At 63.2% G+C, this 13,041-nt stretch carries 11 protein-coding genes and 3 pseudogenes; 11 read left to right on the top strand and 3 right to left on the bottom strand.

From position 1 onward, the window contains the following. The 5 genes and pseudogenes from B1964_RS30800 to B1964_RS28630 form a co-directional block, all read left to right on the top strand. A pseudogene (locus B1964_RS30800) lies at positions 1-197 on the top strand (hypothetical protein); the annotation flags it as partial. Beyond that, positions 194-1,153: an IS701 family transposase gene (locus B1964_RS28610; protein ID WP_139765938.1), complete on the top strand. Its 960-nt coding sequence runs from the start codon at positions 194-196 to the stop codon at positions 1,151-1,153. The pseudogene B1964_RS30800 and the gene B1964_RS28610, both read left to right, overlap by 4 nt. Positions 1,154-1,203: 50 nt before the next feature. Further along, positions 1,204-2,177 (top strand): annotated as a pseudogene (locus B1964_RS31345) (IS3 family transposase); the annotation flags it as partial. A gap of 283 nt (positions 2,178-2,460) precedes the next feature. Beyond that, positions 2,461-3,633 carry an IS30 family transposase gene (locus tag B1964_RS28625; protein WP_139765939.1) on the top strand — a complete coding sequence of 391 codons (1,173 nt, stop codon included), beginning with the start codon at positions 2,461-2,463 and terminating at the stop codon, positions 3,631-3,633. A 28-nt stretch (positions 3,634-3,661) separates the two neighbouring features. Further along, positions 3,662-4,003 (top strand): annotated as a pseudogene (locus B1964_RS28630) (integrase core domain-containing protein); the annotation flags it as partial. A 94-nt stretch (positions 4,004-4,097) separates the two neighbouring features. On the opposite strand, the gene B1964_RS28635 reads toward B1964_RS28630, so the two are convergent. Then, positions 4,098-4,868: an SDR family NAD(P)-dependent oxidoreductase gene (locus tag B1964_RS28635; RefSeq protein ID WP_079932204.1), complete on the bottom strand. Its 771-nt coding sequence runs from the start codon at positions 4,866-4,868 to the stop codon at positions 4,098-4,100. Between the two features lie 240 nt (positions 4,869-5,108). Here B1964_RS28635 and B1964_RS28640 point away from each other — a divergent pair, with 240 nt between their 5' ends. Genes B1964_RS28640 through B1964_RS28660 form a run of 5 tightly spaced genes read left to right on the top strand, consistent with a single transcriptional unit; the run spans position 5,109 to position 11,152 of the window. Next, a complete protein-coding gene (locus B1964_RS28640) occupies positions 5,109-5,942 on the top strand; it encodes an IclR family transcriptional regulator (protein ID WP_079932205.1) in 834 nt (277 codons plus the stop codon). Between the two features lie 47 nt (positions 5,943-5,989). Beyond that, entirely contained in the window at positions 5,990-7,159 is a 1,170-nt protein-coding gene (locus tag B1964_RS28645) for an acetyl-CoA acetyltransferase (RefSeq protein ID WP_079932206.1), read from the top strand. A 5-nt stretch (positions 7,160-7,164) separates the two neighbouring features. Next, entirely contained in the window at positions 7,165-8,811 is a 1,647-nt protein-coding gene (locus B1964_RS28650) for an AMP-binding protein (protein WP_079932207.1), read from the top strand. Continuing rightward, positions 8,808-9,743, top strand: coding sequence for a DUF296 domain-containing protein (locus tag B1964_RS28655; protein WP_079932208.1), 936 nt, complete (start codon positions 8,808-8,810; stop codon positions 9,741-9,743). Before B1964_RS28650 ends, B1964_RS28655 begins: the two co-directional genes overlap by 4 nt. Beyond that, on the top strand, positions 9,740-11,152 hold the full coding sequence (locus B1964_RS28660; protein WP_079932209.1) for an FAD-linked oxidase C-terminal domain-containing protein: 1,413 nt from the start codon (positions 9,740-9,742) through the stop codon (positions 11,150-11,152). Before B1964_RS28655 ends, B1964_RS28660 begins: the two co-directional genes overlap by 4 nt. 60 nt (positions 11,153-11,212) lie before the next feature. Here the strand turns inward: B1964_RS28660 and B1964_RS28665 are convergent, their stop codons facing one another. After that, the gene (locus B1964_RS28665; RefSeq protein ID WP_079932210.1) at positions 11,213-11,989 is read right to left on the bottom strand and encodes a LysR family transcriptional regulator substrate-binding protein; all 777 of its coding nucleotides are present in this window, start codon (positions 11,987-11,989) and stop codon (positions 11,213-11,215) included. Between the two features lie 64 nt (positions 11,990-12,053). On the opposite strand from B1964_RS28665, the gene B1964_RS28670 reads away from it, so the two are divergent. Beyond that, the gene (locus B1964_RS28670; protein ID WP_079932212.1) at positions 12,054-12,431 is read left to right on the top strand and encodes a DUF5997 family protein; all 378 of its coding nucleotides are present in this window, start codon (positions 12,054-12,056) and stop codon (positions 12,429-12,431) included. A 119-nt stretch (positions 12,432-12,550) separates the two neighbouring features. Here the strand turns inward: B1964_RS28670 and B1964_RS28675 are convergent. Beyond that, the coding region (locus B1964_RS28675; RefSeq protein WP_216354299.1) for a hypothetical protein at positions 12,551-13,041 on the bottom strand (491 nt) is incomplete at its 5' end.

Below are 13,041 nucleotides of genomic sequence, written 5' to 3' on the forward strand. Positions count from 1 at the left end.
GGCCACGTTTCGCCCGTTATGAGTCGGCACGTCATGCTGGCGAGTTCATCCTGGGGTTACTGTCGGATCTGGGCCGCAAGAACTGTTGGACCATCGCTGAGGAACGAGGTGATGTGACACCGTATGGGTTGCAGCACATGCTTTCTCGTTCGTCGTGGGATGAGGATGGGTTGCCTGCGATGTGCGTGGGTACGTGACCACCGCATTCGCCGATGATCACGCGGTACTCGTTGTCGATGAGACCGGCGACCTGAAGAAAGGGACCTCGACTGTCGGTGTGCAACGCCAGTACACCGGCACCGCGGGGCGTATTGAGAACTCGCAGGTCGCGGTGTACCTGACCTACGCCGCGGCCCGGGGGCACGCTCTGATCGATGGCAGGCTGTATCTACCGAAATCGTGGACCACCGATCCCGGTAAGCTCACCCGGGCTCGGGTACCTGAGGATGTCGAGTTCGCCACCAAAACCACTCTGGCGCAACACATGATCACCGCAGCATTGGATGCAGGCGTACCCGCATCATGGATAGCCGGTGATGAAGTGTACGGGGCAGACTCACACCTACGCACCACATGCCGCGACCACAATATCGGGTATGTCCTGGCCGTGGCATGCAACCATCACGTGGTCACCGCCGGATGCCGTGTTGATGCCCTGGGCATCAGTGCGTCGGACTCGGACTGGCAACGACTCTCAGCAGGGGTGGGTAGCAAAGGGCCCCGCATATACTCGTGGCTGCGCATCGCAATCACGTCCACACTACCCGGATACGAGTGGATCATGTTGCGCCGCAACGATTCCACCTCTGAACTTGCCTACTACAGGTGCTGGTCACCGCAGCCGGTCACACTCGCCGTTCTCGTCGGTGTCGCCGGACGGCGCTGGACTATCGAAGAATCGTTCCAGGCCGCCAAAGGGCAAGCTGGTCTCGATGAACACCAGGTACGCACGTGGACCTCCTGGCGGCGTTGGGTGATCCTATCCATGGCCGCGATGGCATTTCTGGCCGTCACCACCGCCAATGAACGCGACCGCACACCCACACCGCAGGACCTGATACCGTTCACCCTCAACGAGATTCGGCGTCTATTCGACCAACTGACACTCACACACACCGCCACCCCCACCACCGTCTGGGCATGGTCACTATGAATCCCCCTAGGTTTCGTGCCGCTTCCTTTTGAGTCAGGAAGGATGAGCACATGCCCAAGAAGATTGATCCGGAGGTCAAGGCGCGCGCGTTGCGGCTGATGGCCGAGCACGGCCAGGAGTATCCGACGGTGACCGCCGCGGCCGAGGCCATCGCCCGCAAGGTCGGCGTGAGCACCGAGTCGGTGCGCCGTTGGACCGTACAGGCCGATGTCGACGCCGGCGCACGTCCGGGCGTCACGAGCGAGGAAAGCGCCGAGATCAAGCGTCTCAAGGCCGAGAACCGGCGTCTGCGCGAAGACGTCGAGGTCCTCAAAGCGGCCACGACTTTCTTCGCGGGGGAACTCGACCCCCGCAATCGATGATCATCGCGTTCATTGATTCAATGCGTGCGAAAGGTGTTGCGGTCGAGTCGATCTGCCGAGTCCTGCGAGAACAGGGCTGCCGGATCGCCGCACGCACCTACCGGGCGTGGAAGTCACGCCGACCAGCAGCGCGAACCATCTCGGATGCCCAGACGGTCAACGCGGTCCGCGATGCCGCCTGGACCACCGACGCCCAGGGGCGTCGGTGGTTGACCCCGACCGGCTTGTATGGGAGGGAGAAGATGCGCGCGCACCTCGACCGCGCCACCATGCCCGGCGTCAGTTTCGGCGCAGTCGACCGGGCGATGAAATCGTTGGGAATCAACGGAATACGCCGAACGAGAGGAGTACGCACCACCATCCCGGCCGCCGACGGAGTCCGTGCCGGGGACCTGCTCAACCGGGTGTTCAGTGCCGATGCCCCCAACCGTGTGTGGGTGACCGACTTCACCTACGTGCGTACCTGGGTCGGTTTCGTGTACGTGGTGTTCATCATCGATGTGTTCTCCCGAAAGATCGTGGCCTGGCACGTATCAACTTCGAAAACTGTTGATCTAGTGATGATTCCATTACGTATGGCGTTGTGGTACCGGGCGCATGAAGGCCATCCGGTCATCGCGGGCGAGTTGATTCACCATTCGGATGCCGGGTCGCAGGGCGGATTCAACTGGTCGTCGCAACACCACGATCATGGAGGTGTTCGAGGTGGCTACGGTGGACTGGAGTGGGAAGACCAGTGATGTGCCGGTGGGTGTTCGTCGGCAGTGGCGTGCTGATCGTGCACTTCGGCCGGCGATGCGTTCGCCGGGGCGGCCGGAGCCGTCGCGGCAGGTGCAACGCGAATTGTGGCGGGTAGTCGCGACAGGGGTGAGTACGGCGGAAGCGTCTATCGGTGTCGGTGTGTCGGTACCAGTGGGTACGCGTTGGTTCCGCCACGCTGGCGGGATGACGCCACTGAGTCTGGAGGAGCCCTCGGGCCGCTATCTGTCGTTCGCCGAACGGGAAGAGATCGCGCTGCTACGCGCCCAGAACTGTGGGGTGCGAGAGATCGCACGACGTATCGGCCGCAGTCCGGCCACGATCTCGCGAGAGCTACGGCGCAACGCCGCAACCCGAAGCGGCAGAGTCGAGTACCGGGCATCGGTGGCGCAGTGGAAAGCACAGCAGGCGGCCAAGCGCCCTAAGACTTCGAAACTGTTGGCCAACAAGGAGTTACGGGACTACGTGCAGGATCGTCTGGCTGGCACTGTTCGCGGCCCCGACGGCACGGTCGTCGCTGGTCCCACCCCGCCGGCGTGGAAAGGGCTGAACAAGCCGCACCGCGCTGATCGCCGGTGGTCGATGGCGTGGAGCCCGGAGCAAATCTCACGGCGCCTGATCGTCGATTACTCCGATAATGACGACATGCGCATCAGCCACGAGGCGATCTATCAAGCCCTGTTCATCGAAGGTCGTGGCGCACTCAAACGCGAGTTGGTGGCGTGCCTGCGGACCGGGCGGGCGTTACGCGAACCACGGGCACGTTCACGTAACAAACCGCAGGGTCATGTCGGTGCCGACGTCGTGTTCAGTCAGCGGCCCGCTGAGGCCGACGATCGAGCGGTGCCCGGTCATTGGGAAGGCGACCTGATCATCGGAACCGGCAGATCGGCGATCGGCACACTCGTTGAACGACGCAGCCGCGCAACACTTCTGATTCACCTTCCGCGTCAACAGGGTTGGGGCGAGCAGCCGTACGTAAAGAACGGACCAGCGCTCGGCGGCTACGGGGCTATCGCTATGAACGCAGCATTGACCGCGAGGATGGCGTCGCTGCCGCAACAGCTGCGTAAGACGTTGACCTGGGATCGGGGTAAGGAGTTGTCTGCTCACGCCCAGTTCGCATTGGACACCGGAACGCGGGTGTTCTTCGCCGATCCACACTCACCATGGCAGCGACCTTCGAACGAGAACACCAATGGTGTGTTGCGCCAGTACTTTCCCAAAGGAACCGATCTGTCTCGGTGGTCAGCTGAGGACCTTGAGGCCATCGCGTACACCCTCAACAACCGTCCACGGAAAGTCCTCGGATGGAGGACTCCCGCCGAAGTCTTTGGTGAACAACTACACTCGCTATAACAACACGGTGTTGCATCGACCGATTGAACCGGCCCAGTACACGTCCTCGACCCTCACCGAGCATCTCGATCTCGAGGATACCGCCCGTTCTATCGGCTCGATCGGGGACGCCTACGACAACGCCCTGATCGAGTCGGCAAACGGCTTGTACAAGGCCGAGTGCATTCGTACCACCGTCTTCCACTCCGGCGCGTTCAAGACGCCCTCAGACGTCGAATACTCGACCGCCGGCTGGGTCGACTGGTACAACTGCGACCGGCTCCATTCGAGCATCGGAATGGTCCCACCCAACGAGTACGAACACACCCACTACGCTGGCCTCAACCCCGAGGACCAGCCCACCATCGAGGCGGCACGAAACCCGGGGTGATTCACTATGGCGTCGCAAACACCAAGCCACCGCCCGCCGACACCACTATCACCGCAGGTCACAGCCACAATAGACTCGATCTACAACTGTAGTACTAGAACTCGGCCAGCATCCCGGCCGCCACGAAACCACCGTCGACCGGCAGCACATGACCATTGATATAACCGGCCGCTTCCGATGCCAGGAATCCCACCGCCGAGGCAACCTCTTCAGGCGTTCCGTACCGACGTGCAGGCACCAGCCTCATGTAGGCATCGCGCGTCGCCTGCGAATGCACTTCACGGGAGAGCGGTGTTTCGATGGGTCCGGGTGCCACCGCATTCGCGGTGACGCCGTACTCGGCGAGCTCGATCGCCATCTGCCGAGTGACCCCGATAAGCGCGGATTTCGATGTGCCGTAAGCGGTTCGACCGGTACCCGCCCGAATCCCGCTGGTGGATGCGATGTTCACGATCCGGCCCCATCGATGACGCTGCATCAGACGGGCCGCGTGCTGACCACAGCGGAACGCTCCGGTCACGTTGACGTTCAGCGTCGCCTGCCAGTGATCATCGGGATAGTCCACGAAGGCCACCGTCCGCGCGATTCCGGCATTGTTGACCAGTACGTCGCATCGGCCGTGGGTCTGCTCGACCCACTCGAAGGTGTCGGCAATCGACTCGCGGTCACCGACATCCATGCCGCGGCCCTGAGCGCTCAGCCCCTGGGCGACGAGGCTCTCGGCGACCTCGGCCGCTGCGTCGAGTTTGAGGTCGGCGAGCACCACGTGGTGCCCCGACTGGGCGAGATTCTCGGCAATCGCGGCACCGATTCCGGCGCCCGCGCCGGTGATCAGTGCGATGCGCCGGTCGGCGGTTGAAGTCATTCAATCCTCATTTCTTCACGTCGACAGCCGCCGACGGAGTCGACGATGACTGCGATCACTGTTCATCGCCACGGTGCGCCAACTCACCTTGCGCGTCAATCATTGCCCTAAACACCAGGTTATCGTTCCATATTACGGAATAGTTGACTGAGATTCAGGTCACTCCTATCGTCGGAAACATGCACGATAAGCACCGAACACCGGAGGAGCTGCACTTCTCCACCGACTCAGCGGTCCACGATGCGAAATACTGACCTGCGGTCGACCGCCCAGGCCGAGCAGGTTCCGGCCGGCACACAGAGTGTGCGACGTGCGCTCGGGCTGCTCTCGCTGATCTCCCAGTACGATCGATCGGGCGGACTCAACCTCGTCGATCTCGTCGCCGAGACCGGACTCAGCAAGCCCACCGCACACCGGTTGCTCGCCGAACTCGTCCACAGCGGATACCTCGAGCAGGGCTCCGACCGCCGCTACCGCCTCGGCTCGGAGTCCTACATCATCGGCAGTGCTGCCGAACAGCGACACGGATTGCAGCACAAGGCGCTTGCCTCGGTGGTACGCCTCGCCCAGGTCTCCGAGGACAGCGCCTTTATCTCCGTGCGACGCGGTACCCACTCGGTCTGTCTGCACCGTGAGGAGGGTTCGTGGCCGATCCGAAGCCACGTCTTACAAGCCGGTGATCGCTACCCGCTCGGCGTTGGCGCGCATGGTCTCGCCCTGCTGGCGGCCTTGCCGGCCAAAGAAGCCTCCGCCGTCACCGCAGCCAATGCCGCCGAACTCGCCGCCAACTTCCCGACCATCACCCCCGACTGGCTTCTGGAACAGGCCGATCTGGTCCGACGCCGGGGCGGAGTCGCCATCAATGAGGGCCGCGTCGTGCCCGAGTCCTGGGGAATCGGCATCGCCGTCCAAGGGGCCTCCGGAGAACCCGCCATGGCATTGAGCCTCGCCGCCATCAGTTCTCGACTCGGCCCGGAAAGACAGGTTCGGCTGGCGGTTCTGCTCCGCGAGGAGGCCGTGCGACTGACCCAGTCGGTCCGCGGGACCGAATCACCTCACATCAGCAGTCTTTGAACACCATTCGGCGTTCGACGCCACACACCGCAAATGGAGAAATCACCATGACCCCCAGAGCATCCATCATCGGGTGGAACCATTCGAAGTTCGGCCGACTCGACGAGCCCGACGTGACCTCGTTGATCGGTTCTGTTGTGCCACAGGCACTGGCCCACGCTGAAGTGAGCGCCGATGAGGTCGACGGCATCTTCGTCGGCGTCTACAACAACGGATTCTCCACCCAAGGATTCGAGGCGTCGCTGGTCGGGGTTGCCCATCCCGAGCTCGCCCACGTCGCGGCCACACACGTCGAGAATGCTTGCGGCACGGGCAGTGCCGCAGTGTATGCCGCTGTCGACTTCATCGAATCGGGCCGTGGCGAGGTCGCCTTGGTGGTGGGTGCGGAGAAGATGACCGCCGTCGATACCCGACGTACCGGTGCGATTTTGCTGACGGCCTGCTACCAGCCCGAGGAGTCCGATGTCTCGGGCGGATTCGCCGGTGTCTTCGCCTCGATCGCCTCGGCCTACGCCGAACGCCACGGCGACCCGAGTGCCGCCATGGCCACCATCGCCGCCAAGAACCATCACAACGGCATGACCAATCCGTACGCCCAGCTCCACAAGGACTTCGGATTCGACTTCTGCAATACCGTGTCGGACAAGAACCCGTATGTCGCTGCGCCCCTGCGACGTACCGACTGCTCGCTGATTTCCGACGGTGCCGTGGCATTGGTCATCACCAGCGCCGATCGAGCCGCCGGAGCCCCCCGTCGCGTCTCCTTCCGTGCACGAGCACACGCAAGCGATTTCCTGCCGCTCTCCCAGCGTGATCCCATCGAATTCGCTGGCGCGCGCCGCGCTTGGAATCAGGCCCTCGACGCCGCCGCCACCACTACTTTCGATCTCGACTTTATCGAGACCCATGACTGCTTCACCATCGCCGAACTCATTCAGTACGAGGTCTTCGGTCTGGCGCAACCGGGTCGCGGTCGCGAAGTCCTCGATGAGGGAATTCCGTTCCCCGACGGCAAACTTCCGATCAACCGGTCCGGTGGTTTGAAGGCCAAGGGTCATCCGATCGGTGCAACCGGGGTATCCATGCACGCCATCGCCGCCATGCAACTGACCGGTGAAGCCGGTGGATTCCAGCTCGACAATGCCGAGCTGGGCGGCGTGTTCAACATGGGCGGCACCGCCGTCGCCAACTACGCATCCATTCTCGAACGATGGTGAGCACTATGACTTCTCAGACGCTTTCAGCCCCCGCTACTGCCGAGCCGATCACCCCGACTTCCGCGGCAGTACAACGCACGACCAATCTGGCTGCCTTCCTCTCCCAGACCGCAGCCCGCCTCCCTGATCGTCCGGCAATCATCCGCGGCGAGAACCGTTGGAGCTGGTCCACTCTGGATGCCCGCGTGAATGCCCTTGCCGCAGCCATGCGCGAGGAAGGCATCGGTGCGGGCTCCAAGGTTTTGCTGCACGGCGCGAACTGCATGGACTCCCTCACAGTGTTCTATGCAACCTGGCGTCTCGGCGCGATCATCGTGCCCACCAACAGCAAGCTGTTACCCGATGATGTGACTCCCCTTGCCGCACTGATCGATCCGGATCTGGTTATCCTCCACGCGAGCCTTGGTGAGCACGCCTCGGCACTGTCGGCATACCGGCTGTGGTCGATCAGCGACGTCGATCCGCGCCCGGAGTTCGCGGCCGGCGATGTCACTGAGGCCATCGAAAAGTTCACCGGGACCGATGTCGTGGAGAATGCGGCAGTCCATCCCGGGACTCCGGCCTGGTACTTCTTCACTTCCGGTACCAGCGGACGACCCAAGGCCGCTGTTCTGACCCACGATCAGATGGCGTTCGTCATCACTAACCACATCTGCGACCTGATGCCGGGGCTGACCGAACACGACTCGACGTTGATCCTCGCGCCGCTGTCCCATGGTGCCGGTGTCCATGCACTCACCCATGTCGCGCGCGGTGCCGCCGTCGTGTTGACCGAGTCCGAGGCGCTTGATGCCGTGGAGGCGTGGGATGTCATTCGCCAGCAGTCGATTTCGACGATGTTCACCGTTCCGACCATCTTGAACAAGTTGGCGCAGGCCGCACCCGCAGACCACGATCCGAATACCAGTAGTCTGCGTTATCTCATCTACGCAGGTGCACCGCTGTCCTCCCGTGATCAGAAAGCAGCTCTGCACACGCTCGGTCGGGTACTCGTGCAGTACTACGGTCTGTGTGAAGTTACCGGCAACATCACCGTGCTGCCGCCCGAACTTCACGGGCACACACCTGAACCCGACGGAATCCCGACCGCAGGATATGCCCGCACCGGGATGACGATCAGTATCCAAGACGGCGAAGGTCGCGAAGTACCCGCCGGTGAGCGCGGCGAAATCTGCGTGTGTGGTCCCGCGGTGTTCACCGGGTACCTACACAATCCCGAGGCCGATGCACAAGCCTTCCGCGATGGGTGGTTTCGGACCGGCGATCTCGGTCATGTCGACTCCGCCGGACTCCTCTACATCACCGGCCGCGCGTCGGATATGTACATCTCCGGCGGTTCCAACATCGATCCGCGCGAGGTCGAGGAGAAGCTGCTCAAACATCCCGACATCGTGGCTGCCGGAGTGGTCGGTGCACCCGATGACACGTGGGGTGAGGTCGGATACGCGCTGTGCGTCACGCGTCCGGGCGCGGACCTGCAGGTCGCCGATCTCATCGCCTGGTGCCGTGAGCACATCGTGCGATACAAGATCCCCAAGCACATCGAATTCGTCGACGTACTCCCCACTTCGGGATACGGAAAAGTGACCACGGCTCTGCTGCGGCAGGAGTTCCGTGCTCGGGGCACCTGGCCAGATGAGGAGTCTCGATGAGCACGACCACCGCCATCACCTTGCCCCCGGTCCAGCATCTGAGGCAGCCGGGAACCCCTGCAGCACAACGGATCGATGCATTTCCGACGACGCTGCACCACATTCAAGTCGAGCTTGCCGTCGGGGTGCCGCTGCTGACCGCACTGCGCGAGATTGTCCTCGACCAGGGCTTCGGTAGTGCTTTCGGCGAGATCCGCGGTGGATCTCTGACCGCCTTCGAGTATTTCATTCCGGCGCTGTGCACCACAGGGACCAGCGTTGCGGCGTTCAGTGATCCGTTCGTCGCCCGCGGACCGGTGTCGTTCATCCGAGGTGGGATCACCATCGGCCGTCGTGATGACGCCCCATGGACCCACTGCCACGCCCAGTTCGTCGACGCCGACGGTGTGATGCGTGCCGGGCATCTGTTGCCGGAGTCGGTGGTGGTCGGGCCCGGTGTGATGCTCGACATCTACGCCAGCCGCGACGTGACGATGACGGCTCTGCCGGATGAGGAGATCAATTTCTCTGTCTTCCAACCACATTCGGATCATGACCACACAGCTCCGATCCCGAATCCGGTGGACACCGATGACAGTCGGGCGATAGTCGCGCGGGTTCATGCCAATGTCGATCTGGTCGAGGCAATCGAAGATATCTGTGCCGCACACGGATTCACCTCAGCGGTGATCCGGGGCAAGATCGGTTCACTGGTCGGTGCAACGCTTCTGCAGGGTGACAACCTGGTGTGCGCGCCCGGACCGGCCGTCGAGGTGATGTACCTCGACGGCTCCGTACGGCGCGACCCCGATGGCGTCGTGCAGGCTGATCTGACGTGTGCGGTGACGGCGATCGACGGAATGGTCTACACCGGCTCACTCATCAAGGGCCACAATCCCGTTGCTCTCACCTTCGAACTCGCACTCACCGAGCCGACGGAAGTTCGGCCATGACGGTGGCCACCGACACCACAGCAGAATTGGTCCGTGCACTCCCGCACGACATCGTCACCACCGACCCCGATGTGATCCTCGGATATGCCGCCGACCAGTCGTCGTTCACCCAGAGCGACACACCGTCGGCGGTGGTCATGCCCCGATCGACAGCTGAGGTCGCGGCATGTCTGCGCACAGCGCACGCTCTTGGCATACCGGTGATCACGCGAGGCGCCGGAAGCGGACTCAGCGGTGCCGCCAACTGTCCACGCGGCGCGATCGTACTGAGCACGCACAGAATGAATTCCATCAGCGAGGTTGATCGCGCCAACCGGATCGTCACCGTCGGCCCCGGCGCCATCACCAACGATGTTCGAGAGCATGCGGCAGCGGCCGGATTGTTTTACCCACCAGATCCGGGCAGCGTCGCGTTCTGCACGATCGGCGGGAACGTATCGACCAACGCCGGCGGAATGTGTTGCGTCAAATACGGGGTCACCGGCGATTTCGTTCTCGAGCTCGAATGCGTTCTGGCAGATGGAACCGTCATCCGCACCGGAACTGCGACCAGGAAGGGCGTGGCGGGCTATGACCTGACCCGCCTGCTCGTCGGCTCCGAGGGCACATTGGCGATCATCACCGAGATCACTCTGAGATTGCTTCCCGCCCCGCAGCCTGCGCGCACGATGCTCGCGTCGTTTGCCACGGTGGCAGATGCCGGCCGCGCCGTCACCGCCATCTCGACCGGCGGTCTGGTCCCGTCGATGCTGGAGATACTCGATCGCACAACCGTGCGGGCCGTCGACTCGTTGACGCATATGGGCATTGGCGACGACATCGGCGCGCTTGTCTTGGCGCAGTTCGACACTCACGATGCCGATGGGGACATCTCAGCGGTCGAGGCGTTCTGCGCTGCAAGCGGCGCGCTGGACGTGGTGGTCGCCTCAACCAAGGACGAGGGCGACCTGCTGCTTGAGGCACGCAGACAGGCGCTACCCGCCCTCGAGCGGTTGGGCGACTGGCTACTCGACGACGTGTGCGTCCCATGCTCGCGGATCGCCGAACTCATCGACGAGATCGGCGCGATCGCCGAATACACCCAACTGACCATCGGCGTCTTCGGTCATGCCGGCGACGGCAACCTGCACCCGACCATCATCTACGACAGAAGCTGTCCAGACAGCGCCGCCGCTGCACGCGAGGCGTTCGACGCCATCACCCAACTCGCGCTGGATCTCGGCGGCACCATCACCGGCGAACACGGTGTCGGACGGCTCAAAACCGGGTGGCTTCGGGAGGAACTCGGCGAGGCCAATCTGCTTGTGCAGCAAAGCATCAAGCGCGCACTCGACCCGACCGGCATCCTCAACCCGGGCGCAGTGATCGGCGATGGGCACGCACCGGAGGTGGCAACTCCGGGAGCATGAGCGTGGCGGTGGCTCCCCGTGATCCCGCCGAGCGATCTAGCCGCGGGCCACGCTACGAAGTCAACGACGACGACGCGGCTTGTGGCCTTTGGTGTTCGACGCACCTGGCGTCTTTCCCGACGGCCCCTTCCCCGACGCTTCCCTGGCGGCACGCTTCGCTGCGGTCTTCTCCTTGGCCGACCGCTTCGCCGACGGGTCGGGTGTCCCACGCGACGAACTCGGCCTTCGTCCGCGAACGATACCGATGAACTGATCCGCCAACTCCGACGTCGGCTCCTGCCACAGCAGACCGACGGCGCTCGTTGGGACACCGGTCACGGGACGGTAGGTCAGGTCACGACGGTGATGCAGCCGCGCCAGCGACTGCGGCACCAACAGCAGCCCGATACCCGAAGCCACGAGTTCGATCGCATCGGCGGTCGTCTCGGGACGATGCTCGATGTCGGTTCCAGGACGGTCGGTCACGACGAGCGGTTCGTCAAGTGGCCACAGCAGGTTCTCGTCGGCGAGATCGTGGGGCGCCAAGTCGTCGGCCGCCGCGAACAGGTGATCCTTCGGGAAGACCACCACCGTGGTCTCCTCGTACAGAACGATGGTGTGGTGCGGTCCGGGATCGACGCGGGTGAGCGCGTCAGGGAGCCGGGTGAGCGCCATGTCGGCATCGCCACGTCCGATCAGGGGTGCGGTGTCGGCAACGTCGACCGCCGTCATCTGCAGCGCAACGTCGGGGTGGCGCTCGCTCCAGATGCGCACCCATTTCCCAGGGGTCACGCCCGGAACGTAGGCGAGCCGGAACACCGCACGGCCGGATGGTTCGGCGTCTGCGGGCGGAGTCACGTCCCGAGGCTACCTCGGAGAATCACCGCGATGAAGATACGCTGCGACCATGAGCTCGCAGTCGATGAAACCGGCAACAGCCGCGAAGAAGCTTGACATCTACCTTCCGGCGACGCCGGAGGAATTCCGCAACGGCACCATCACCCGGGCGGAATTGGCCGCGCTGCAGGCTGATCCGCCGCAGTGGTTGCGTGACCTGCGCGCCAACGGACCCCACCCGAAAAACCTCGTCGCCGCCAAACTCGGCATCTCGAACTCCGGCCTGATCCGCGGCGAAGTGACCGAAGCACTCACCACCGACGAGATCAATGCCCTTCTCGCTGACAAGCCCGACTGGCTCGAAGCCGAGCGCACCAAACATGTCGAGGTGCTTCGCGAGGAGCGTCGGAAGCGCTCACTGAACGCCGATAAGCAGCGCGAGGATCACTCGGACGACGCCTGATACTGCCTATCGCATTTCGTCGGACCGCCGATCAGCGTCGGCGCCGACAACAAACGCGAATTGAGCCGGCGGACGCGGTTGCTGCAGCACCCGCGTTTACCGACGCGGTTCGCGTTCGGTCATAAAAAACACTGGCCCACGGCGCTCCCGAAAACCGGCGGCTCGCGTCTTCCGACGGCCTTGGTGCTCAGTGACAGCTTCACGCGGCACGGCGCACCCGCCCCCAGCACGGTGGTCGTACGAAAATCGATCGTGTAGTCCAGTTGCTCCCCCTGATAGGGGATGTCGATTGTCGATCCGTCGGAGTGACCGGACGGCTCAACAGTCACCGGCGGTCCCACCACGACGATTGATCCCGACGAATTCAATACCTGGACCAGCACTGTCTTGGCGTCCATCCGAGCTTGGGAATCACCAGTGAGTTGGCCTACTACCACCACGATCAACGGGATCAGAGCACAAAACCACCCGCCAAAGAACAGGACTGACTGCCACCACCGCCACGCGCGGACCCAACGGAATTTCCACAGATAGATCGGCACTGGCAGGTCCCCGATAGTCGGTCCGGTCTGTTGTAGAGCCGTTCCTTCTTGTGGTTGATCAGTCGATC

This window comes from Gordonia sp. i37 (genome assembly GCF_002043085.1).
In the GTDB taxonomy this organism is placed as follows: domain Bacteria; phylum Actinomycetota; class Actinomycetes; order Mycobacteriales; family Mycobacteriaceae; genus Gordonia; species Gordonia polyisoprenivorans.

Bases quoted from the DNA above. Each gene is read 5' to 3' on its own strand.
- B1964_RS28670 (WP_079932212.1), top strand. From the start codon at position 12,054: ATGAAACCGGCAACAGCCGCGAAGAAGCTTGACATCTACCTTCCGGCG.
- B1964_RS28645 (WP_079932206.1), top strand. From the start codon at position 5,990: ATGACCCCCAGAGCATCCATCATCGGGTGGAACCATTCGAAGTTCGGC.
- B1964_RS28625 (WP_139765939.1), top strand. From the start codon at position 2,461: ATGACGCCACTGAGTCTGGAGGAGCCCTCGGGCCGCTATCTGTCGTTC.
- B1964_RS28635 (WP_079932204.1), bottom strand. From the start codon at position 4,868: ATGACTTCAACCGCCGACCGGCGCATCGCACTGATCACCGGCGCGGGC.
- B1964_RS28640 (WP_079932205.1), top strand. From the start codon at position 5,109: ATGCGAAATACTGACCTGCGGTCGACCGCCCAGGCCGAGCAGGTTCCG.
- B1964_RS28660 (WP_079932209.1), top strand. From the start codon at position 9,740: ATGACGGTGGCCACCGACACCACAGCAGAATTGGTCCGTGCACTCCCG.
- B1964_RS28650 (WP_079932207.1), top strand. From the start codon at position 7,165: ATGACTTCTCAGACGCTTTCAGCCCCCGCTACTGCCGAGCCGATCACC.
- B1964_RS28655 (WP_079932208.1), top strand. From the start codon at position 8,808: ATGAGCACGACCACCGCCATCACCTTGCCCCCGGTCCAGCATCTGAGG.